Origin of the sequence: Acetobacter sp. P1H12_c (genome assembly GCF_018811975.1) — a bacterium.
GTDB lineage: Bacteria > Pseudomonadota > Alphaproteobacteria > Acetobacterales > Acetobacteraceae > Acetobacter > Acetobacter persici.
Window position 1 is genome coordinate 92,307 of the sequence record NZ_JACRVR010000005.1, and the last position, 23,236, is coordinate 115,542.

Consider the following 23,236-nt stretch of genomic DNA (forward strand, 5'->3'; position numbering starts at 1 on the left):
AGCTCAAAAAAAGCAGCGGGTTATGGAAAAAGGCGAGTGATTTCAGGCTTCTGCTGACTCCGGCTCGAGGGCCTGCACAACCTGCCTGAACGCCAATAAACGCCTGACTGGTGACGCGCACGAAATCAGAGCGGTTTTAAACCAAGATCAGATATTTTTAGTTTTTAGGGAAAAAATGGTGCCAAGACCACACCGGAAGTTAGAAAATAACTCTATGATAAATCGTGAAAAATACCATTCATACGAATGATGATACCCCTAGAAATACCCCCGACTAGAAAAGGTCAAGATAAAGATAAACTATTTTTTATAAAAACAGAGGCGATCACCGAGCATTCAGACCTTATGCCGATGCCGGCAGTCTTGCGTTTTCTAAATTGATATGATATAACATATCAATGAGGGAACATGCACCTTTTGCGCAGGCGATCCGCCTCGCCTATCTCGGAAACCTCGTCGCAGTGCTGTTCTTGTCATCTGCCGCGCCGGTTATCCTCAAAGCACATAATGCGCCCAGGGGAACGCTACCGCTTTTCGCGACCCTGCCACTGTTCTGGTCGATGCGCGCCGTCATCGTACCGCCCGTGCTGAGATATGCCGACGCGAAGCGATGGGCGATACAGCCGCTTCTCCTTCTCTGCGTGCTGCGCGCGGCTGTCGTTGTCATCTTCCTGGCCCTCGCAGCCTCGTTGCCGCTTATGAGCACGATCGCCATGATCAGGACGGTGCTGCTGGGCGCTGGCATGGTCGTCTGCCTGCTCTGCGGGATCGAGCGGGGCGTTCTCGATGCCGGCGCGGTGCTGCTCTCAGGTGCCGGGAGCCGGCCGGAACGAGAGCGTTTCTCGCACTACGAAGCCGTCGGCGCGATCGCCGGCTCGACGCTGTCGAGCGGAATGTCCATCGGGCTGAACGCTTGGCTCGGCCTCCCGGCCTGCTGCGCCGTCATGGCCGGGCTGGTCGCCCTTCTCACGCTGCCGGTATGGCACAGCACGGCGACGGCGAAGCGCATATCCTCCCCACGCGCTCTTTCGGCAAGCCTCCCCAGCGGCCCCAAAACGCGGCTTTCGCGACGGGACGATAAGCGAACGAGATTCGCCTTGCTACTGCTGGCTTTGGTTTCAGGCTGGCTCGGGCTCGATCTCGCCTATCGCGTGGTGCAAACGCTGCTGCTGCGTCAGGGCTTGTCGCTGGGGTGGGTCGGTGTCGTCACCGTGGCGGTCGGCATTGCCCTGCTCCTGCTCTTCGCCGCCACTCAGGCGTTCGCGCGCCAACCGGGCGGCAGATCGGAACGATGGCCGCAGACGGCAGGCGCATGGCTTCCGGTCGGCGCGATCCTCGTCCTTCTGGCCGCCAGCGTGACGGGCAGGCCGGCGGTCACGATCGCCGGTTTTCTGTGCCTGCAAGCGGGTTATTTCTTCTTCAGCGGTTTCGTGACGCATCTGATCATTCTGTACGGACGGGAATCGGAGCGTGCGGCATCCGCCGTGTTCCTCTCCGGCGCATCCTATTTCGTGGCGCATTTCCTTGTCGTTCCCGTCCTCGCCCTGACGACGAGCGGCACAAAAGGGTTCGTGACGACCTATGCGGTCGCCACGGGGTGCATGATCCTTTGCGTGCTGATCCGGTATAGGATGATCGAGGATCGGCGAGCGGGAGCCCAGTGATGGATGCGAAGAGAGAGTCTTCCTCCGGATCGGGAAGCGGCCTGACGGAAGCGGACGGGATGCGCCTCGGTTATGCCATTGCGCTGCTGCTGTTCGTCGTCGGCTGCGATCTTTACGTCGTGGCCCCCCTCCTGCCGGGAATCCGCGAGAGCCTCGGCGTCTCGGTCTCCGGGGCGGGGCTGCTCGTGACCGTGTTCACGGCGGGCTATACGATCGCTTCGCCTCTGATCGGGAGCCTGACCGACCGGCTCGGCCGCCGCGCCGTGCTCTACGGCGGGCTGATCGCCTTCGTCCTGTTCGAGGCGGTCTCGGCCTGGGCGCCGGACTTCGCCATCCTTCTCGTGGCGCGCGGGATCGCCGGCATCGCGGCGGCGGCGATCACGCCGACATGTTACACGATCATCGGCGATGCCGTGCCCTATGGCGCGCGCGGGCGGGTGATGTCGGTCGCCTCGGTCGGCTTCTCGGTATCCTCCGTCGGCGGCGTGCCCCTCGGGCTCTGGCTTTCGGAGTTCTGGAACTGGCGCGGCGTGCTGTGGGCGCTAACGGCGGCGACCGTCGCGGCGGCCGGGATTCTCGCGCTTGCGCTGTCTCGGCTACCGACCCTTGAGAGGGCGCCGGAATCGGCGGATCACGGAAACGCGGTCGCCGATGCACGGGTGATCCTCGCCGGAACTGGCCCCGTCCTGGCGATCAGCTTCCTCGCCTTCGGCGCGCTCGGGCTGGTCTATACCTATCTCGTGGTCGATCTTGGGAGCGTCTGGCATTGGTCGAGCGGGCGCATCGTCACGATCCTGTTCGCGTACGGGCTTGCGAACGTCGCCGGGAACCTGACCTTCGGCCGCCTCGGTGACCGATCGGGCAAGATTCGCGCGGTGCGGATCGGGCAAGCCGTCGAGATCGCCGCCCTCCTGGGGCTGGCCGGCGCGTCATTCGAGCATTGGCCGTGGATTTTGATCGCGGCCCTCGTGATCTTCGCCTTCGGCCAAGCCTATATCCCGGACCTCAAGGCGCTGGCCTCCTCGATCACGCCGGAACTGAGAGGGCGCAGCCAGGCGTGGAACAACGCCGCCATGTACGGCGGGATGATGGTCGGGTCATGGGTGGCGTCGCATGGCTATCCGGCGATAGGGCTCGGGGGCCTGTCCGCCGTGGCGGCGGCGGCCGTGGCGGCCGGCTGGGTCGTCGCCACGGCCGCGAGGCGGGTATGACGCCCGCATGGCTCAGAATTCGGCTTTCAGGCTGCCGGACCAGGTCCGCATCATGAACGGGTGATACAGGAAGTATCGGTCGTTATTGACGTTATCGACGCCGAGATCGCCTGTCAGATATCGGTTGAAGCGGTAATGAGCGTGCAGATCCGCGACCAGGAAGGAATCGAAGGCGCCATAGACGTGGCTGACGCGATCGCTGTTCTCGATCGTGGAGTAGGACATGCTCTGGTAGCGCAACGCGGCGGTGAGATCGAGGCGCTGCGTCGCGTGCCATGTCGCCTGGAGCGTATCGCGCCATTTCGGATCGTAGGGAACGTGGTGGCCCACCACCGTCGCGCCTGTGCTGCTGGCATAGCCGGGATCGGACAGGATGCGCGAATCCAGGAACGTCACGCTGTTGCTTACATCGAGCCGTCCTCCGAACAGGTTGCGTTCCTGGGCGACGAACTCCACGCCGCGCTTGCGCACCTGCCGGACGTTCTGGACGGTCGTGACGAACACCGAATCCAGCAGATTCATCTGAGAGATCATGGCGTTGCGCGTATTTTCCTGAAAGAGCGAGAGGCGGACCAGGCTGTTTTCCGTGTGATGCTCGATGACCGCCTCGCCGGACAGCACCCGCTCGGGGGTGAGGTTGGCGTTGGGTATGGCGTAGGTCGTGCCGGTCGAGACGATCTGGTAAAGTTCGCCCACGATCGGAAAGCGCCACGCCTCGCCGAAGGAGAGCTTCGCCAGCCAGTGCGGGTCGATGTCCCAAGCCAGCGTGGCCTTGGGCGAGAAATGCGAATCGCTCCGGTTCGGCTGGGCCTTGCCGACGCCGCCCGCGAGATTGTAGCCGCCAAAGGCGCGCCAGAACTCCATCCGCCCGCCCACGGTCAGCGTCCAGCCCGGCAGGAAGCGCCATAGCTCCTGCGCCCAGACCGCCTCCGTCTCCGTCGTTCCGCGCCCGAGCGTGCGGAGCCTGCCGTTGCCCTCGCGCGCGGAATGCTGCCAGTCGTCGGCAAGCCAGGTGGGGTCGCGCAGGTCGTAGCGGTCCCAATGGCCGCCGAAGCTGACCTCGTGATGCACGGTCGGACGCCAGATGCCTCTGCCGTCCGCCGTCTTCCAGCCCGTGCCCGCCATCCGGGCGATATAACCGTTCTGCGTAAAGCCCGTCCCGCTCAGGACGCCCGACGGATTGCGCTGCCAGTCGTTGAGATAGTCGTAGGAGGTGAAGGTCAGGTCGCCGTCCCACTTTTCGCCGGCATGTGTCCGCAGCGTGACGATGTTGGAGAGATGGGCCTGGCCGAGCGTGTAGCGCCCGTTGGCGAAGCCGCTCAGCCCGCCATAGGTCCGCGCGCCGGAGGCGGTGCGCAGGTAGGTATCCACGCGCGAATTGCCTTCGTTGGTCCAGTAGCCGATCGTATAGCCCGCCCGCAGCCAGTCCGTGATGTCCCACGCGAAATGGCCGGTGACGTTGTTCATCACCGTATGCAGCAGCCCGCCCGCGCCGGCGACGTTGCCTACCTTCCCGTTCACCGCGAGAGCCGGTATGGCGCCGAGCGGCAAGGCGGTGGTCGTGACGAGCGTGACGGGCTCGCTGAGGCTTTCCTCCCGGTTGCCGCTGAGCAGGAACGAGAAGCGCCCGATTCGGTCGCCCAGCGTGACGGCAGTGTTCGAGGTGCCGTAATTCCCTTTGGTCTTGTAGCTTGAAAAGGTCTGGGCCGAGCCGGTCTGATGGATGGTCGCCATGAAATGGTCCGGCATCCTCGTCGTGATCTCGACGACGCCGCCCATCGAATTCCCCGGATAGGCCGCCGCGAAGGGGCCGTAAAGCACGTCGATCCGTTCCACCTGGTCCGGCGCGACCATGCCCCAGCGCGGCGCGCTGTATTCCCCTTCCGAAAAGAGGGCGCTGATGAGCGCGCCATCGACGAAGATCATGCTGCGCGCGTTGGAATTGACGCCCCAGGTCCGGGTTTCCAGCATGGTCTGCGTGTCGCCGTTGTTGCGCTTGCGGAGCATGATGCTGGGGAGATATTTCAGCGCGTCCTGCGTATCGACCATGTTGATCGTCCGTTCCATCGTCCTGCGGTCGATCCCGGCGCTGGTCTGAGGCAGCGACAGGCGGCGGGCGATCGGCGCGCCCTTATTGCCTTTCACGACGATGTTCTCGGCGGTCGTGCTCTTGACAGTGGCATTCTTGGCACTCGGGGTTTTGTCCGGTGGTGAGGCCGCCAGTGCTGCACCCGACGCGAAGACGAAAGAGGTGATGAGAGTGATATATCCGATTCGGTGCGGCGCAACCGCGCGGGCGAGGTGATGGCGCATCACGAGCGCACTCCTGAAAGCTGATGGAGAATCAGCCGGCAGGGAGGCGCATGCCCCGCTCACGCTGCGCGGTGGCGCGAGCGAGGCGGCGGATCACAGCATCGCGAAACCTGCCGGCTGGCGGAGGGCGCGCGCGGCTGGCGGTCCACGGGGAGACGCGACGCAGGACCACAGGGCGGGAGGTGCGCGCGGCTGGTTCGGGCGCACGCGAAGGCGGCGCAGAAAAATCGCGACGAGCGGTGCCAGCAGCCTCGCGCAGACGATCGCGAGCGGCAGATGCAGAAGAGGGCAGAGCAGGCAGGTTCCGTCGTCCTGGGGCGCATCAGGGTTGGACCCGTGATGAAGGTGCGCCATGCCGGCCATCGGGTTGTCCGCCGCCATCCCGTCCTGGGGCGTGGCGGCGGACGCAATATCGATTCCCATCAGGCGCTGGATCGCCCGGCGCGGCGCCTCACCTGGCGCACTCAGGGATGTCAGCGTGAGTTGCCCCAAAAACCCTATGAGCATCAGGCCTAAGACCAGCCAACCCAGCGTTCGGACGCCCGGCCTCCCTGCCAGCTTCCAAGCGGACAATCCCCACGTAGTGTTGTAGCTCCTCGCCCCCATTCGTAATATTATAACATACTATATGCGTGGTGGGAAACATCACGAAGCATCAATGAGTTGGGGAGAGCCAGCCATCTTCGGGCAAACGGCTTACGCTCTCTTCGTCCCCCGAAGCCTCAAGCCTGCCTGATATGGCGTTCGGCCATATAGGGAGCGGGCGGCATGCCGAGCGTCTTGCGGAACATGGTCACAAAGTTCGGGACGTTCTCTTACCGGAAATCGGTGGCCAAGTACGTCGGCCATTGCTCTGCGGATTAGTTACAGGGCCATGCCTTTGGCTGCGACCTTGCTGCGGGTGTCCACGGCCTGAGCGCCCGCCGCCAAGCCGGCCCCAGCCACCGGAGCAAGAGCGGTCTGCTTGATGCCCGATCGTTCCTGAATGGCCGTGACGAGCTTGGAACGGTCGTTGGTATAGACGGCGACAGATTCCTTGGCGCGCGACAGGGCGACGTAGAAGCTCTTCTGATCGACGAGCTGGCTGGCCGCGCTGTCGGCATGGGCCAGAACGCGATCGGCGGTGCGCCCCTGTGCCGCGAAGGCCGTGGCGACCCAACCATGGGCGATGTGACGATCGCGCGGACTGTCCGGCGTCAGATGCTCGATCCGGCGATTGGCCATACGGAGCGTCACGCTGCGGGTCTGAGGATCGACACCGATCACTTCCCCTTGCTGGCCGTTGATCCGCCCCGCCGCACGGTCATTGCGGGTGAACTGCACACGGTCACCTACACGGAGTTCGATCGGCTCGGCGGTGAACACCTGGGACTGTGTGGCACCCCATTGGCGCAGGCGCCAGTCGATGCGTCGTCCGTCACGCGCCGCCAAGATCACGGCCGCCTTTTCCGTGTCGATGCCGGCCACGGTATAGGCATCCCGCCGCGATACCCCCTTATCAGCATAATCCTTCGTGAAACGGACGACATCGCCGATCGCGTAACTACTCGCCTCCTTCGCCTCGGTGCGGGTCATGTCCTTGGCCACGAGACGCGACATCTCGACTGCAGCCCCATGCAGCACACCCGCCCCGGCCAGCTTCTCGCGGATTTTCCCGGTCAGGATATCACGCCCGTCGCGCGACGGCTCGATGACCAGGGTGCGTTTGCGGACTTTCCCGTCCAGAGTCGCGAAATCCCGTGCCATCTGCTCGAACCGTGCTTCCCGTCCCTCATGCTCGACGACATGCCCACCACCCGAATCAAGGGCTGCGAGGGCCTTCTTCGCATCGCCGGCAAGGCTGGCTTCCACCGCCGCACGGGCCTGCTCGTCGGTCTGGCGCAGACTCTGGGTGAGATGGGCGGTCTCCATGCCCGCTTGCTGAAGCTGCCCGAAGGCGGCACCAGCCTCGATCGAGCCGAGTTGCGCCGTGTCGCCGACCAGCAGCACGCGCGCCCGATGGGTTTCCGCCAGCGCTAGCAGCTTCGCGGTGTCACGCGCCGACGCCAACGATGCCTCGTCCACAATCCAGAGCTGGTCGGCGGCCGTGGGCCTGCCGGGCGCCAGAAGATGCCGTGCGAGCGTGTCGGCGCGACTGCCAAGCGCATCGCCCAGCACCTGGGCCGCCGAGGCGGTCGGGGCCAGCGCCGTGACGCGAAGACCCTGCGCCTGGGCTTCCTTCGCGACGGTCGCCAGCACGGTCGAGGTTTTGGCGGTGCCGGCCGCGCCCTGCAAGGCGACGATCTGGTTGCGGCTGGTGAGAATTTGCGTCGTCGCCGCACGCTGCTCGTCATTCCAGGCGTGCCCCTGTGATTCCGCCCGCCGTTCCGCCTGGGCCACGACACGCGCGACTGCGACGGGGGCCAGGATCGGCTCGGCCTGGTTACGCCCGCTCTCTTCAAGGCGCAGCAAGGCGGTCTCATCGGCGATATTGGCGGCCGTGGTCATTCCCTCGAAGGCCGCGCCCCGGCGATCGACGAATGAGCGGGCTTCCAGCACGCCGGTTTTCTGCGCCCGAACGATCGCGGCACCGATCTCGGCATGGCCGACCGCACCGAAGGCGAAACGGCCGGCCGCCTCGTGCAGGGCGGTGGTGGCGAACACCGATTGCCGCTCACCGAGCATCGACGCCCCTCGCGCGACAGCCCGATCGGCGGCGCATTCGCGGGCGAAGGCGTGTTCCACATCTTCGGCCATCGCCTGTGTCCGGGCGCGCGCCTCGGCCCGTGCGACCATCTCGCGCCGGGCCTGTGCATTCCAGCCGGCGTTGTCAGCCACCGCGCGCCACTCCCGGACCAGTTCAGCATGGGGCACGGCCTCCTTGGCCTGCCTGGTATCGAGTGCTGCCATCTGCTTCTCGGCGGCGCTGGCCTCTTCCCGGTTGGTCCCGCGCTGGCTGAGATGCGCCTCGATCGCCTGGGATCGCTGGCTGAATGCCTCCAAGGTCACCGCGTCGAGCCCGGCGATCTCGAAGCCGGACTCCTTACCCCTGTCGATTGCGTAGCCCAACCGCTGGACCTCCCCGGCCAGTTCCTGGCGGTAAATCGCGCCCAACTGTTTCTGCAACTGATAGAAGGCTCGGGGTTCCAGGCTCCGCCATTGCCCGTTGTCATCCTGGGTCATGTTGAGGATGACATTATGACTATGGAGTTGGGGATCGAGCGCGCGGCTGGTGCCATGACGAAAGGTGGCGATGACCATATTTCCCGTCGTCTCGCGGCGGACCTCTCCATCCTCCCGAATGCGCGTTGCGGCGAAATGGGTTTCGGCCAATCCCAGTGCGGTCCTGACCGCGCGCCCATGCGCCTCGACCAGGCGGCGGTCCCCCGCCACCTCGGCCAGGATCGACACGGATTTCGGTGCACTGAAGGTCAAATCCCAGCCCGGCCGATGCGCGATTTCGCCCTCCCGCGCCGTGCCGAGCTGCTGATCCGCGACCCGGCCTTCCAGAAGCCGGGAGAACTGGTCGTGTTCGACCGCGCCCTGCAACTTCAGCGCCTCCGCCCCTTTGCCCTGCCATTCGGAGGGGGCGAGGCCACCCTCGGCGTAATAATCATCGGCCTCGTAATAGCTCGCTGCCTGCGCGGCATTGGTCAGGGCCGACACGGTGGCGACCATCAGACCGGACCGGGCTTGGAGGACGGGTTGCGTCGGGCAGGACGGTTCGATGCCGGGGTCTCGTCGCCGGCGGGTTTGTCCTCCTTCTTCTCCTTTCCGGCCTTCGGCTCGTCCGGCCGAGCCTGTTTCCACAATGTCTGATCAAGGGCGATCGGCTCGAACGCCGGCGTTCCGGGTGCGCTCCGTGCGATAATATGCGCGTTGTCGAGCGTAATCCGGGCAACTGGCAACCCATCGGGCAACAGGAGATAGGCCCGGCCGGGTGGCAGGCGCAAAGCACTTTCCATCACAGCAGGGCGCACCTCGCGCCGTGTGCCGACCGTGATCTGGGGCTTGTGTGTCTTGGGATCGAGATTGGCCGAAAGGGTCTGGATTTCGATCTCGGCCTGACCGATCGTTTTCGACGCCCAGTCCCGGCTTTCGACATCCGCGAGTTGGAGAAACAGCTTGGTGTTGCAACTTCCAAGCACCGTCTCGGCGTCCTTTTCTCCGTAACGGCTACGCATCTGGTCGATGGTCTGGAAGGTCAGAATGACGGCCGCCCCGAACTTGCGCCCCTGCGGCAGCAGCCGGGTCATGTTGTCCACGCGCGGCAGGTCAGGGAATTCGTCGAGCAGGAACCACATCCGGCGGCGATCGGAGGGCGGCAAGCCAAGCGTCGAGGAGGCCGCGCATTCCAGCCACAGCGCCATCAAGGGCCTGATGGCCTCGAAATGATCCTCCTTGCGCGGCACGAAAATCCACGGGCGACGGCCCGTGTGGCTGTCGAACCCGGCGAAGAAGCGGGCGAAGGAAAAGCCTTCGCCGCCTTCCGCAGGTTCGGCCCGCAGGAACATGAGCAGGTTGGCAGCCTTGGCGAGCATGAACAGCACGCTGGCCGTGGCGCGCTCGGCGTCCTGGGCGAAAGTCCGCGCCGAGGAAGTATGGGCCAGCCATCGCTCCAGATCCGCGCTCGACATATATTGCAGCGCATCGAGCAAGCCGGCGGGCGTGCCGCGTTTTTCTTCCCAAAGCTGGCGCAGGATGTTGGCCACGAGGATGCGGGCCGTTTCCAGCCAGACATCGCGGTCCCGATCGCCGGTCTCGCTGATCAGATAGCGGGCGATTCGGGCGGCGTCGGCGGGATGGCGGATTTCGTCGAACGGGTTCCAGTAGGCACCTCGCGCATCGAAGGGATTGAGTAGAATGTCGCCCCGAACGGGATTGTAATACTGGGCGACGAAATCCCCCGACGTGTCATAGACGAGCGCGGCCTCGCCACGGGCCTCGATCGTGTCGAGAAGCTGGCGCAGCGCGGTGGTCTTGCCGGCGCCCGTGGTGCCGATCATCGCCAGATGGCGGGTCTCGATCGCGCGGGGCAGGGCGACGGTGCCGAGGCGCAGGGGCGTGGGATCGTCCGCATCCTCCGTGGTTGCCGCCAGGGCGGACTCGGACACGACCCGGCTGCCGGCGATGGTGCGGTCGGCCAGTTCCCGCGCCCGTTTGCGCCGCCGCCGGTCAGCGGTGAGGACAAAGGCGCCGATGCCCACCCCCATGCCGGCCAGACCGCCCAGGGTGGCGCGTTCGATCAGGGCAAAGACGCGATGCCGGACGAACTCGCTGCGCGCCAGTTCATAGGCACCGGTCTCGTAGCGTCGGCCGTCGAGGATGACGGTTATCGGCACATCCCTGTGGCTAAACGCTAGAATGGGACGTTGGACCTCGGCGAGGAGGAACTGGCCGGCGACGGTCAGTCCCTCGGGGGAGGTCGTGGCGACCGCCGCCAGCGCGCCACCGGCGAGTAGGCTGAGGGTGGTCACGAGGAAGGTGGCTCGGAAGCGGGCACCGCTCTGGGCGCGGCGGATGGCGCGCAGGGCGCTGACATGCGCCTGCTGGTCGAGATCGTTGGTCATGGGGTCTCTCCCGCCAGGGCGAGCTGGCGCTGGAAGGCGTCGTCGATATCATCGGTGAGACGGGACTCGTCGATGCGGGTGGGGGCGGCGGCGCGGGCGTAGACGTAGGCGGCGCAGGACACGTACAGCGCGCGTTCGGTCAGGCGCTCGGCATGGACGATCCGCGCGCCGAGCTGCCCCAGTTCCTTGGTCAGGTCGGCGGGGGTTGGCCCCGTCGCGTTCTCATGCGTCAGGGCCGCCAGCCCGGTCCGGACGCAGGTCTGCAACAGGGCATAAGGGGTCGTCTCGCGCCGGGCGGCGAGCTGCCGGAGCGCCCGATCCAGCGCGATCGGCAGACGGACGGAGTGCTGGACATGCCTCATGGCCGTCCCTCCCGCCGCACTCGATCCGTATTCGCGAGAAACAGCGGAAATCCGGCGTTTTCCATGCTATAAATGCGAGCGCACCCGGATCGCACCCGCGAAAACCGGCAGGAAACCGCCGCAGGCCAGTGCGTAAGGTGTGTTCTTCTTTCTGTGGCCCGATGCGCAGCATCGGGGCCGCTGGTCGCATGGAAAAACCGCTCGGGATCACGCATGGTCCGCGCCCTCCCGACGATGCTGGGCGGCCCACTGAGCGATCAGGGCAAGGGCCTCCCGATCGGCTGTCCAGCGGTCCAGATGGGGATCGACAGGCGGCAGGTCGTAAAGCTCGTGTTCGATCTGGGGACACACGCGGAAACGGAGCGTGACGCGGTTGCCGGGGTGAAGCCAGTCCAGCACTGCGCGGAAGATGAGCATGGGGTGTCCTTTCGTGAATCACGCGAAACACGACGAAACAGGATTGTCGGGGGACGTCCGGGAGAAGGCGCGGCGTGGACCGCCCCCAAATGGCTGGGGACGCGCCGCGCCTGCGGGTCAGGTCTCTCGTCGGGACTGCGCCAGCCGTGTGAGGGATTCGGTCGTCACCAGCGTTCTGGTTCCGATCTTGATCACGTCGAGCTGACCGGCCTTGATCAGACCGTAGAGGGACGAGCGGCCAATGCTCAGGGCCTTGGCGGCGGCGTTAACCGAAATGGCAAGCGGTTCCATGTGCGTCTCCTTGGGTGCCGATTCGCGGCGGGAGACAGCCCAAGTCGCACATGACCGTCGGTGAGTCGTCCGGCAGGAAAAAATGTCGGAAATCCGCCACATTCACAAAAGTCCGGTAACCCACTCCGTGACGAAATCGCGGGATTCCAACGAATGCCGGTAAAGGGCACAGGCAAGAAAAAATCAGGAGGCGCGATTTTTTTTGATCGCCTCAAGGACGGAAGATGCGAACTGCTGGAGTTGGGTCCGTTCGGGGAGACAATCCGGATAGTCCGGGCGGCTCTCGCTAACCGTGTGGATTAGCTTGATGAGTTGTGTGATGGCGCCTCGCTCGCCGGGGATGATTCTTGCGAGAGCGGGATGCTCGATCAGCGCCAGCAAGATGGCCTGATAATCATAAGCAACCGAACGCCCTCCCGCCTTCGGCTTCCTGTTGGCCTGCTTGATCCATTCCTCGGCGTTGGTCTCAATGAATAATTCGCGTCCGAAGCTCAAACCACCGAGAGAAGATACCGGCTCTCGAACCCAATGATGCTCGGACAGCAGAAGAAGGCGCAGGCTCCCGAAGAGATATCTCCTGTTTATGTAGGTCCTGGTTCCATTTTTTGAGCAATAATACGCTCTCGGATTCTGTTCCTTCTGCATGGCCTCGAAGAACCTTTCAAGATTCCTGACGTCTGCTTCATCACCGTTGCCATGCATGATTTTGCGGGGAATGATCGGATAGCTAAAGCCATACTGGAAGATACGCCAGGAGAAGAAGGCAGCGATTGCCACAATGCCTATGGCAACATTGATAAAGAATGGTGTGTGCCCAAAATGTCTGCCGGAAGGGTCTACAAGCGCAAGAAAAAGGGAAAATAAAACAAAAAATCCAAAAAGAACGGATGATCCAATGTATGATGCGACATATAGAAGTCTTATCTTTCCATAGAGAGAGGATGTCACCCTATCTATGGCATCAAGACCGTCCTGTTCATTCTTAAAAAGAAATCTGGCAGCCAGACGACGAATTGGTAGTTCTTCTTTTTCACCTGCCACGTTCATTTCTCCTTGCGCAACCGAACAGATGCACCGTCCCGAAGTATGTCAAGATAATCGCTCCACCATTGCGCCATCTCAACACGTTCCGCCCAATGTGCGCCTCTGTGATAGGCCGCTCGCACGCTATCAGCATCCTTATGGGCCAACGCCCGCTCGATGGCGTCTGGATGCCATTTGCCGCTTTCGTTGAGGAGCGTGCTGGCTGTGGCCCGGAAGCCGTGGGCACTCATTTCGTCCGGGCCGAAATCCATCCGACGAAGTGCAGCGACGATAGTGTTTTCAGAAAGTGCCCGGTCTGGTTTGCCCGTAGCAGGAAAGATATGACGCCGGTGGCCGGACAGGATGCGCGCTTGTTCCAGTATCTCCTTCGCCTGATGGGAGAGAGGAAGGGCGTGTTCCCGGCGCGTCTTGGTGCGAATGGCGGGGATACGCCATACGGAGGCGCCAAAGTCGATCTCGCTCCATTCCGCCTGACGCAGCTCTCCAGGCCGGACGAACACGTGCGGCGCGAGCTTGAGGGCGAGCATGGTGGCCGGTTGCCCGGAGTAGGCATCTATCGCTCGAAGCAGGTCGCCGACACGGGTAGATGTAAGAATCGCGGCGTGATGCTTCACTTTGGGCGTGGCAACCGCGCCTTGCAGCAAGGCCGCCGGGTCGGTTTTCGCGCGGCCGGTCTGGACGGCGTAGCGAAAGACTCGGCTGGCGAAGGATCGCACCCGGCGGGCGGTTTCAAGATTCCCTGCCTTTTCCAGCCTGCGAAGCGCGGCGAGTATCTCCGGGGGCTCGATAGCTGAGACGGGGCGCGTTCCGATCTCGGGCCTTAGTTGATCTGCCAGCCAGCGCAGTTTGTTGATGGTGGCCTCCGCCCGGCCTTCGCGCTCTGCTTTGTCGATATATTCCGTCGCCACGATCCCGAACGTCTCGGCCATCGACACTTGTGCCACAACCCGTTCGCGAGCCTTGAGGGCGGCAGGGTCGATACCCCCAGAAAGCTCCTTGCGTGCCGCGTCACGCCTTCGCCGGGCTTCTGCAAGCGTGACCTCGGGGTATTTCCCGAAGGCCATCAGCTTTTCCTTGCCGTGAATACGGAACTTGAAGCGCCACAGTTTTCCGCCGGTGGGCGTGACGAGAAGGTAGAGCCCGCCGCTATCAGCGAGCTTGTATTGCTTCTCTCGTGGCGCGGCATTCTTTGCTGCCAAATCGCTCAACGCCATTGGATACCCCCTGAGATACTCCATTTGCAGCGAGGTATGGAGAAGGCTACCCCCGATCATACCCCACAGATACCCCGGCTTGTGGCGAACAAAGGTGGACGCCAGCAACTGCCGGATACCTAAGAAATGGCGATTGTCTGGGGATTTTCAAGCGCCTGCAATCGGCGATGAACAGGTGAATGGTGCCCAAGACCGGGATCGAACCAGTGACACTGCGATTTTCAGTCGCATGCTCTACCAACTGAGCTACTTGGGCACCGCAAGCCTTGCGGCGTGAGAGAGCATTTATCTCAGGCGGGGAGGGAGATCAAGTCACCTTTCGTCATTTATCTCAGGTTTTTCAAGATTCTCTTCGTCAGCCGGTGGTCCGGGGATACGATACTGCCCGGAAAACCACCGTCCGAGGTCAATATCCGCGCAGCGCTGAGAGCAGAAGGGGCGTGTAGAGGCCTGAGTTGGCGCGCCACAGACGGGGCAGGTGCTATTTTGGCTCATGCGTGTGTCGTCCAGAAAAAATCAGGGAAGGCAGGGTCGAGCCGGAGGCTCAGAGCCTTGCCGCGTTGCGAGATACAGTCTGCCAGAGCCTGCGGGTCCTGCTCCAGCGCAGTCATCAGGCCCAGCCCGCAACGCACCGTGCTGGCCTCGCATTCCTGCGTTATAAGATGGCGTAACACGCGCAGAGCCTGCCCATGCGGAGAGGAGAGCTGCTCTGGCAGAGAGGGGTGGATACGTGCCCGAACAATTTCAACCAGCCCCAGTGCCGTAATGCCAAGACAGCGGGGGCGAAGAGGGTCGTCCTGCAAGGCGGCTTTCACAGGGTCCAGAAGGGCTTGTCGTTTGCGGGTGGCGAGTCCTGCCGGGTCAATCAGAATGGCCCCGGAGAGGTTCCGCAGGCGAATCTGGCGCATAAGGGTCGGAAGAGCATCCCGGTTGGCCGCAAACTGTGCTGTCTGCTTGGGCCAGCCTGTTCTGGCCGGCGGGGCATCCATATCAATGGCGACCAGAGCAGGCGTCGGCGTAATGGTGGCCTGCATTCCACCTGGCAGGCTGATCAGCGGGTCTTCCAGCGCGGCGCAGGCGTGGGCGATTTCTTCAGGGAACGACTCAAGTTCCTGCTGGCGGCGAGAACGCAGAGCCGCAGGGATACACGCCGCCGCAGCAGGGGAATCAACAACAAGCGTGGCGTCAGGCCAGCGGGCGGCCAGACGGTCCAGCGGGGTTGGACCCCGGTGGATCAGCCCCGGTCTGGCGGGCACGTTTGCGGGAGTCTGTTCGGCCCTGAGCCGGACACCCTTACCGCCCTGAGCGGCCCGCACCACGCGCACGACCAGCGTTTGCCCCTCTGTGAGAGTCTCGGAGCCTTTCTGGTCCGGCAGGAAGCCACTTTCGCCTGATCCGAGGTCTACAAAGGCTCCGCCCATTCCCGGTGCGTGTGCGCTGATGCGGCTGAGATAGAGATCATCCACACCGTCGGGCGCTGCGGGACGCCACAGGGCGTAATCAAGCAGGGTGTCATGTTGTGTGACAGCAATGCGGAATTCGCCGGGAAAGGTGGCGAGGCGCAGAAAGACGCTCACGCCAGCCAGTGGCCCGGCTGGCCGCGCAAAAGCTGGGCGGTTTCAAATAAAGGCAGGCCAATAACGGCTGAGGCACTGCCTGAGATAAAGCGGATAAACGCCGCAGCATGGCCTTGCAGCGCGTAGCCGCCCGCCTTGCCCTGCCAGTCACCCTGATCCAGCAGTGCTTCAATCTGATGCGGGGTCATGCGGGAGAACGTCACAGCCGTTTCTACAATCCGTTCAGCCCGACGGCCTTCAGGCCAGCCGGAAGACGGAATAACGGACAAAGCCGTCAGCACGGTATGGCGGCGTCCGGAAAGTAGTTCTAGACAGGCCCGCGCTGTCTCACGGTCTTCGGCTTTAGGCAGAATACGCCGCCCAAGGGCAACCACCGTGTCTGCCCCCAGCACCAGTGCCGGTTCAGTCAGGCTGGCGGCCACCGCAGCGGCTTTTTCTGCGGCCATGCGGCGGACATAGGGGCGTGGCTGTTCTGCCCGGGCTGGTGTTTCGTCAAGATCAGCTGGCAGAACGCGGTCTGGTGCCAGCCCGATCTGGCGCAGGAGGGCAAGCCTGCGGGGGGATGCAGAGGCCAGCACAAAGCAAGGCCGGCGCACAGGCTCAGCCCCGTCCGGCCCGGACGCAGCCCCGGAAGTCGTCATGCTCTTACTTGAAGCGGAAGGTAATGCGACCTTTGGAAAGGTCATACGGTGTCATTTCGACATTCACCCGGTCACCGGCCAGAACACGAATACGGTTCTTGCGCATTTTGCCGCTGGTGTGGGCCAGAATCATATGTTCGTTGTCGAGTTTGACCCGGAACATTGCGTTGGGCAGCAGTTCGGTAACCGTACCGCTGAATTCAATCATGTCTTCTTTAGACATGGCGTCCTTCGTTCATTTTTAAGCCTCGTTGTGGTTGGATGTGCAGATATGGGTGAGGGAGCGGGTTCGGTCAAGCGTCAGCCGTGGTTTGGTCCAGCGCCTCAAGCCGCGCGGAGATGCTCAGCGCATGGGCTTCCAGCCCTTCGGCCTGTGCCAGAGCCACCCCGGCAGGACCAATACGGCGCAGCGCATCCGGGCCACCGGCAAGGAAGGTCGTCCGCTTCATGAAGTCAAAAACAGACAGGCCGGAGGCAAAGCGGGCGGTGCGGGATGTGGGCAGCACATGGTTCGGGCCGCCAACATAGTCTCCCACTGCTTCCGGGCAGAACCGACCAAGGAAAACCGCGCCTGCGTGCCGGACGTGGGCAAACAGCGCCTCCGGATCATCCACCATTAATTCCAGATGTTCCGGGGCCAGACGGTTGGCCAGAGCCACCGCTTCCTCCAGATCTTTTACCACCAGAACGGCTCCGTTCCGCTCCCAGCTGGCGCTGGCAATGGCGGTGCGGGTGAGGGTTTTCAACTCGGTGGCGACGGCCTCTGTCACCTTGTCCGCAAAAGCGGCGTCCGCTGTAATCAGCGTGGCCTGAGCCAGTTCATCATGCTCAGCCTGTGCCAGCAGATCCAGCGCAATCAGGCGCGGATCGGTTGCCGAATCGGCAATCACCACGACGTCCGAGGGGCCTGCGATGCTGTCGATCCCCACATGCCCGAACACCTGCCGCTTGGCTTCCGCCACAAAGGCATTGCCGGGGCCAACAATACGGTCCACCGGGCGGATGGTCTGGGTGCCAAACGCCATGGCCCCCACAGCCTGCGCCCCGCCAATCCGATAGATTTCCGTCACTCCGGCCCGGTGGGCCGCAGCCAGAACCAGTGGATTTATCACGCCGTCCGGGGTGGGGACGCACATGGCCAGACGCGGCACACCCGCAACGCGGGCCGGAATGGCGTTCATTAACACGGAAGATGGATAGGCTGCTTTCCCGCCCGGCACATAAAGCCCGACAGCGTCCAGTGGGATCCAGCGCATGCCCAGCGTCATGCCGACATCATCCGTATAACGGATGCCGGACGGCACCTGAGCTTTATGGAAAGCCTCAATGCGTGTGGCGGCCACGTCCAGTGCCGCCATCAGCTCCGGACTGACCTGCGTGCAGGCCTGAGCAATCTCCTCCGGCGTGAAGGCAAGCTGGGCAGGCTCAAGCGGCAGGCGGTCAAATTTTTCTGTCAGCGCGCACAGGGTGGCATCGCCATCGCGCCGGACAGAGGCCAGAATCTCCGCAACGGGTTTATGAACTTCCTGCCCCTGTTCCTCACGGGCTGTCAGAAGCGAGGCAAAATCGGCCTCAAAACCGGAATCGCGTGTGTCTAACCGTTTCATGAAGACTGTTCTGCCCTGGTTTTTTCTGCGGCAGGAGGGGAGGCCTCCAGCGCGTTACGAAAGCCGTTGATCAGTGCGCCGATTTCTTCCGGGCGCGTTTTCAGCGCTGTCCGGTTTACAATCAGCCGGCTGGTAATGTGGGTAATGGTTTCTACTTCCCGTAGCCCGTTGGCCCGCAGGGTAGAGCCTGTATCCACCAGATCGACAATCAGGCGGGAAAGACCCAGCATGGGGGCCAGCTCCATGGCGCCATGCAGATGCACAATGTTAGCGTTAATGCCGCGCGCTGCAAAAAAGCGACGGGTAATGGCGGGGTATTTGGTGGCAACCCGAACCTCAGACCACCGGGCCCATTCCTGCGGGTCATGCGGGAGGCTGGCGGGTTGCGCAACGGATACGCGGCAGCCGCCAATGCCCAGATCCAGCGGGGCATAAATTTCCGGGTAATCAAATTCCATCAGCACGTCTGCGCCGCAGATGCCGATATGCGCGCCACCAGATGCAACAAAAGTTGCCACGTCAAAGGAGCGGACGCGCACAACATCCAGCATCGGGTTCTGCGTAGGGAAGCGCAGCTTGCGGCTGTTATCACCCAGACAGTCGGGGGAGGGGGCCATCCCTGCCTGATCAAGCAGCGGTGTGACGGCTTTCAGAATTCGCCCTTTGGGCAGAGCCAGAACCAGAGGGCCCCGGTCCTGCGCTCCGGGAGAGCGCGCGGGCTGAAGATCTGGCTGGGGCACGGTCATGAACACTCCGGTGGGCGGGCAGGTCTGTTTTTACGAAGGCTTTACCTACCATACGTCGCTGATGCCCAAAAGAGGCAGGCAACAGTTAGGGGGCAGGTGTGTCACCCTGCCCCCTTTTTCAGTCGAGTTTTAGCGGCGCCACCAGCCTGTGCGGCGCCGGGAGGCAGGCTTGTCGTCCTCAATAACAATCGGCTGTACGATGGACGCATCAGGCGCGTCCTCTTTAGCCGGTGTTTTCTCGGTGCTGCTCTCGCTGGCTTCAGCCGCGACAGCTTTCTCAGCAGTCGCAGTGCTTTTTGCGGCGGCGCGGCGGCGGCGCGGCTTGGGAGCCTTTTCCTCAGCAACCGCAGCGTCAGCAGTGGGCGCTGCCACCTGATCCTGTTCTGCGGTTACGGTCGCCTCAGCCGGTGCCGCCGCAGGTTTCCGGCGTGGTGCCGCGCGGCGGCGCGTGCGGGGAGCAGGCTCTTCTTCCGGAGCGGCTTCGGCCGCCGGGGTAGCAGAAGTCTCAGCGTCCTGCGCGGGTGCTTCGGCGTCAGCTTTTTTTCGCGGCGCACGGCGGCGGCGCGGCTTGGGAGCCTCTTCTTCAGCAACCGCAGAGTCAGCAGCAGGGGCGGCTTCAGTCACAGGTTCAACTGCTTCTGCCTGCTCAGCGTCAGCGGCAACCGGCGTGCTTTCGGCCGGAGTTGCGGCTTTACGGCGACGTGCCGGGCGTCTGCGGGCGGGTTTAGCGTCCGGGGCCGGGGTGTCTTCAGCCTGTGTTTCCACCGGGCTTTCAACTTTTTCTTCTTCCGGAGCCTCTTCCACAACGGGAGCAGCCGCCGCAGCCTTTTTGGCTGCGAGAGCCTTTTCCGCTTCCATGGTGGAATTTTCGATCAGATCGAAAATATCCAGACTGCCGCCAAATGGATTGGCCGGTGTCGGGCCCTGCCATGTCGGGCGGCGCGGCTGCGGGGCCGGGCCTTCCTCAATGGTCACCCGGACGTCCGGTGTGTCCGTATCGGTCGGGCGCATGCGGGAATGGCGGGTGCGACGACGGCCGGGGATCAGATTACCTTCAGTCTCCGCAGGGGCAGGCGCGGAGGGCGCAGACTTGTCTTCCTCTGCCTCTGCCGGAGCGTCTGCCGTGGCGGCATTCTGCTCGTGCGTTGCCGCATTGTCTTCGCGGTTTCCATTGCCGCCACGACGGCGGCGACGGCGACGACGACGACGCGGCTCCTCTTCCCCGTTGCCCGCTTCAGCAGCAGGTGCCGGAGCATCCGTGTGGGCCGCTGTTGTATGCGGTTCGGCAGCAGGTGCTGCTTCGGGTGCGGGGTTTGCTGCGACGTTTTCTACCGGCGGCAGCGCCTCATAGGTGCGGTTTGCCTTGGGCGGCTGACGGCGCTCAATGCGAATTTCTGGCACAGGCAACGTGGCATCGGCTGCAAACAGAATTTCCATCTGATGCCGTTGCTCGATTTCGGCCAGCCAGTCGCGCTTGTTGTTCAGCACATAGAAGGCGATTTCCGCCGCGACATGCACGGTAATGGCGGAGGCCCGGCGGCGTGCACCTTCCTCTTCCACGGCGCGCAGCACATGCAGCGCAGAGTTTTCAATACCGCGGACCATACCGGTGCCCTGACAGTGCGGGCAGGGCGTAAAGGCGGCTTCCGCGACAGACGGGCGCAGCCGCTGGCGGGACATTTCCAGCAGGCCGAAATGGGAGATTGTTCCCATCTGGATGCGTGCACGGTCATTGCGCAGCGCATCTTTCAGGCGGCGTTCAATCGCGACGTTGTGGCGGCGGGATTCCATGTCAATAAAGTCAATGACAATCAATCCGGCCAGATCGCGCAGGCGGAGCTGGCGGGCCACTTCATCCGCGGCTTCCTGATTGGTGCGGAAGGCGGTTTCTTCAATATTGCGCTGGCTGGTGGCCTTGCCGGAGTTGACGTCAATAGCGACCAGAGCTTCCGTCTGGTTGATAACCAGATAGCCGCCGGAACGCAGGGACACGACCGGGGAGAGCATGGCATCCAGATGCCCTTCCACATGATAATGTGTGAAGAGCGGCTGGTTTTCCTTGTTCCACAGCCGGACTTTTTCAGCGTGCTGCGGCATGAGCATCCGCATGAAGTCCCGCGCGGCCTTCCAGCCGTGTTCGCCATCCACCAGAATTTCACTGACTTCCCGCGTATACACATCGCGGATGGCGCGTTTAACGAGGCTTGCTTCCTCATAAATCAGCGCGGGGGCGACGGACTGCATCGTGAGGTCACGGATATCGTCCCACAGATGGAGCAGATATTCGCAGTCACGCGTAATTTCAGGCCCAGGACGCTGTGCGCCCGCTGTGCGGACAATCATCGCCATGCCACGCGGCAGGTTGAGGGCGGTAATAATGTCGCGCAGACGGCGGCGGTCGGGCACGGAGGTGATTTTGCGGGAGACACCGCCGCCACGCAGGGCGTTGGGCATCAGCACACAATAGCGGCCAGCAAGGGAGACGTAGGTGGTCAGGGCCGCGCCCTTGTTGCCCCGTTCTTCCTTGACGACCTGCACCAGCAGAACCTGCCGGCGGCGGATGACTTCCTGAATCCGGTAGTTCCGCAGGAAACGCGCAATGCGCTTCTGGATCAGCGCTTCCTCACCCGTATCGGTCTCACCGCCCACATAATCAGGGGTGTCATTCCGGCGGGCGGGGCGGCGGCCTTCTTCATCGCTGGCGGACTCATCAGCGTCGGAGCTGGCGTCCTCATCTTCAGCGGTGGAAGCCTGCGCGCTGTTTTCATCGTCTTCAGAATCAGCTTCGCCTGCGTCGATCAGGCTTTCTTCTTCCGCCTGAAGGGCAAGCAGCTTCTCCCGGTCGGCAACCGGAATCTGGTAGTAGTCAGGGTGGATTTCGCTGAAGGCCAGAAACCCGTGGCGATTGCCGCCATATTCGACAAAAGCAGCCTGAAGGCTGGGTTCTACGCGAACAACGCGGGCAAGATAGATGTTCCCTTTGAGCTGCTTTTTGGAAGCCGCTTCAACATCGTAATCTTCAAGTCTGTTTCCATCCATAACGACAACGCGCGTTTCTTCCGCGTGCGTCGCATCGATCAGCATACGCTTTGACATAAAAGGAAAAACTCCGGCGTGCCGGTGGCCGGCCTATCCGGTGGAGCCGTCTTGACGGCTGGACACGGGATGGGGACGCTTCCGACAGGCATAGGTCTGTATATGTGAGAAAATGAAAGGCGGATGTCAGGCCGGACGCTGAGGTGACAGCAGAGGCGCGGAAACAGGATGCTGTCTCCGGTCTGGTCATGCACTCCAAGAACGTGGCCCTGACGATAGTCATGTATCCTTCAACCAGTGTTTCCTGCTCCCATCTGCGCGGGGCGGCGGTTCAACGCCAGTCGCGCCTTTAAAGCTTAAAGGAGCGGAAACAGGATGCATGACGGGCAATCCTGCCTTGAGCCATGCTTGCCGACCATGACCTAAACAGCAACAAACCGCAAGCCATTCAGCACGACTGTTTTGCATCCGGGTGGCTTTGACACGGTTTAGACATTATCTGTGTGCAGGATTGCCCCAGTTAGAGAAGTGTGAGCCTCGTCATGACGCCTGAGTCTGAAAAAACACCCGGTTTTTTTCTGATGGCCGGGCGGTCCGCCCGCACAGCCGGACTTTTTGCCCCAGAGTCCGCAGGATCATCTCCCGTCTCCTCCCCTGACCGGCGCGGTCTTCTGGTGGCGGGTGCGGGTCTGATGGCTGGTGGTTTTCTGGGCCCGCAGGCGCGGGCTACTGGGGCCCCGGCGCATGGGGCAGGGCAGACCCTGCACGCGCCTGGTATTATCGGGAAGGCGCGGCCAGTACTCCCGATGGTGATGCTGGACCCGGGGCATGGGGGGAAAGACCCCGGTGCGATCGGTTACAGTGGTACCTATGAGAAATATGTTGCAGAAGCCGCCGCCGCTGAACTGCGTGAGCAGCTTCTCGCTACAGGCCGATATCGCGTGGCCATGACGCGCACCAGTGACCATTTTGTGCCGCTCGACGGCCGGGTTGAGCTGGCTCAGCAGCACGGGGCGTCCCTCTTTATCTCCATGCATGCGGATGCCCTGCATAATGCCGGGGTGCGCGGGGCGAGTGTCTATACCCATTCGCACGGCGCATCGGACAGCCAGACGGCGGATCTGGCGAAAACAGAAAATAGTGCTGACCGGTATGGCGGGCCGCTGGTGCAGGGGGCGTCCCCGGAAGTGCAGCAGATTCTCGCCAGTCTGGTGACGGAGGAAGCCCGGCGCGGCTCTGCGCATATGGCCAGCGCGGTTGTCTCGTCTTTTCAGTCCCGCATCAATCTGCTGCCCAACCCGCACCGGCACGCCGCGTTTGCGGTGCTGAAATCAGCGCAGATTCCTTCTGTTCTGGTTGAGATGGGGTTTATGTCCAACCGGATGGATGAGGCCGCACTCCGGCAGGCCGGACACCGGGCCATGGTCGCGGGCGCAATGTGCACAGCCGTTAATCGCTACTTCGCATCTGCCGGGGTAGGGCTGGCTGGCTGAGTGGTCCGCCAGCAAAGTTATTTGTTTCAGTGTGTAAACAGACTGGTCGGGCGTCGATCTTCCTGATATTC

The 23,236-nt window shown here is 62.9% G+C and carries 19 protein-coding genes and 1 tRNA gene; 3 read left to right on the top strand and 17 right to left on the bottom strand.

Translation table 11 applies throughout. From position 1 onward, the window contains the following. The first annotated feature begins 398 nt into the window (after positions 1-398). Complete coding sequence (locus KP699_RS05545) at positions 399-1,664, top strand: hypothetical protein (protein WP_215761894.1); 1,266 nt, start codon at positions 399-401, stop codon at positions 1,662-1,664. Further along, positions 1,664-2,875: an MFS transporter gene (locus tag KP699_RS05550; protein WP_215761895.1), complete on the top strand. Its 1,212-nt coding sequence runs from the start codon at positions 1,664-1,666 to the stop codon at positions 2,873-2,875. The genes KP699_RS05545 and KP699_RS05550 overlap by 1 nt, the downstream gene beginning before the upstream one ends. A 12-nt stretch (positions 2,876-2,887) precedes the next feature. Here the strand turns inward: KP699_RS05550 and KP699_RS05555 are convergent, their stop codons facing one another. The 17 genes from KP699_RS05555 to KP699_RS05635 all read right to left on the bottom strand — a co-directional run bounded on the left by KP699_RS05555 (position 2,888) and on the right by KP699_RS05635 (position 21,732). Then, entirely contained in the window at positions 2,888-5,188 is a 2,301-nt protein-coding gene (locus KP699_RS05555) for a TonB-dependent receptor (RefSeq protein ID WP_215761896.1), read from the bottom strand. Between the two features lie 93 nt (positions 5,189-5,281). Further along, the gene (locus KP699_RS05560; protein WP_252346818.1) at positions 5,282-5,695 is read right to left on the bottom strand and encodes a DUF2946 family protein; all 414 of its coding nucleotides are present in this window, start codon (positions 5,693-5,695) and stop codon (positions 5,282-5,284) included. Positions 5,696-6,052: 357 nt separating this feature from the next. Further along, positions 6,053-8,845 (bottom strand): MobF family relaxase, encoded by a 2,793-nt coding sequence (gene mobF / locus KP699_RS05565; RefSeq protein WP_215761898.1) that lies wholly within the window; start codon positions 8,843-8,845, stop codon positions 6,053-6,055. Then, on the bottom strand, positions 8,845-10,737 hold the full coding sequence (locus tag KP699_RS05570; protein WP_215761899.1) for a type IV secretion system DNA-binding domain-containing protein: 1,893 nt from the start codon (positions 10,735-10,737) through the stop codon (positions 8,845-8,847). Before KP699_RS05570 ends, mobF begins: the two co-directional genes overlap by 1 nt. Then, complete coding sequence (locus tag KP699_RS05575) at positions 10,734-11,099, bottom strand: hypothetical protein (protein WP_215761900.1); 366 nt, start codon at positions 11,097-11,099, stop codon at positions 10,734-10,736. The genes KP699_RS05570 and KP699_RS05575 overlap by 4 nt, the downstream gene beginning before the upstream one ends. A gap of 207 nt (positions 11,100-11,306) precedes the next feature. Further along, entirely contained in the window at positions 11,307-11,516 is a 210-nt protein-coding gene (locus KP699_RS05580) for a hypothetical protein (RefSeq protein WP_215761901.1), read from the bottom strand. A 117-nt stretch (positions 11,517-11,633) separates the two neighbouring features. Continuing rightward, on the bottom strand, positions 11,634-11,807 hold the full coding sequence (locus KP699_RS05585) for a helix-turn-helix domain-containing protein (RefSeq protein ID WP_215761902.1): 174 nt from the start codon (positions 11,805-11,807) through the stop codon (positions 11,634-11,636). 183 nt (positions 11,808-11,990) lie between these two features. Further along, positions 11,991-12,848: a hypothetical protein gene (locus tag KP699_RS05590; protein WP_215761903.1), complete on the bottom strand. Its 858-nt coding sequence runs from the start codon at positions 12,846-12,848 to the stop codon at positions 11,991-11,993. A 2-nt stretch (positions 12,849-12,850) separates the two neighbouring features. After that, positions 12,851-14,065: a phage integrase central domain-containing protein gene (locus KP699_RS05595; RefSeq protein WP_215761904.1), complete on the bottom strand. Its 1,215-nt coding sequence runs from the start codon at positions 14,063-14,065 to the stop codon at positions 12,851-12,853. Positions 14,066-14,245: 180 nt separating this feature from the next. Next, positions 14,246-14,321 (bottom strand) — tRNA-Phe (locus KP699_RS05600). 56 nt (positions 14,322-14,377) lie between these two features. Next, a complete protein-coding gene (locus KP699_RS05605; RefSeq protein ID WP_077931232.1) occupies positions 14,378-14,560 on the bottom strand; it encodes a DNA gyrase inhibitor YacG in 183 nt (60 codons plus the stop codon). Beyond that, on the bottom strand, positions 14,557-15,642 hold the full coding sequence (locus KP699_RS05610) for a ribonuclease E/G (RefSeq protein ID WP_215761905.1): 1,086 nt from the start codon (positions 15,640-15,642) through the stop codon (positions 14,557-14,559). Before KP699_RS05610 ends, KP699_RS05605 begins: the two co-directional genes overlap by 4 nt. Continuing rightward, positions 15,639-16,283 (bottom strand): nucleoside triphosphate pyrophosphatase, encoded by a 645-nt coding sequence (locus tag KP699_RS05615; protein WP_215761906.1) that lies wholly within the window; start codon positions 16,281-16,283, stop codon positions 15,639-15,641. The genes KP699_RS05610 and KP699_RS05615 overlap by 4 nt, the downstream gene beginning before the upstream one ends. 4 nt (positions 16,284-16,287) lie before the next feature. Next, on the bottom strand, positions 16,288-16,506 hold the full coding sequence (gene infA, locus KP699_RS05620; protein ID WP_003622234.1) for a translation initiation factor IF-1: 219 nt from the start codon (positions 16,504-16,506) through the stop codon (positions 16,288-16,290). Positions 16,507-16,576: 70 nt separating this feature from the next. Further along, the gene (hisD, locus tag KP699_RS05625; RefSeq protein WP_215761907.1) at positions 16,577-17,890 is read right to left on the bottom strand and encodes a histidinol dehydrogenase; all 1,314 of its coding nucleotides are present in this window, start codon (positions 17,888-17,890) and stop codon (positions 16,577-16,579) included. Continuing rightward, positions 17,887-18,636, bottom strand: coding sequence for an ATP phosphoribosyltransferase (gene hisG, locus KP699_RS05630; protein WP_086656255.1), 750 nt, complete (start codon positions 18,634-18,636; stop codon positions 17,887-17,889). Before hisG ends, hisD begins: the two co-directional genes overlap by 4 nt. A 129-nt stretch (positions 18,637-18,765) precedes the next feature. Further along, positions 18,766-21,732: a ribonuclease E/G gene (locus KP699_RS05635; protein WP_215761908.1), complete on the bottom strand. Its 2,967-nt coding sequence runs from the start codon at positions 21,730-21,732 to the stop codon at positions 18,766-18,768. Positions 21,733-22,364: 632 nt separating this feature from the next. Between KP699_RS05635 and KP699_RS05640 the strand changes: the two genes are divergently transcribed. After that, on the top strand, positions 22,365-23,165 hold the full coding sequence (locus tag KP699_RS05640) for an N-acetylmuramoyl-L-alanine amidase (RefSeq protein ID WP_215761936.1): 801 nt from the start codon (positions 22,365-22,367) through the stop codon (positions 23,163-23,165). Positions 23,166-23,236 lie beyond the last annotated feature (71 nt).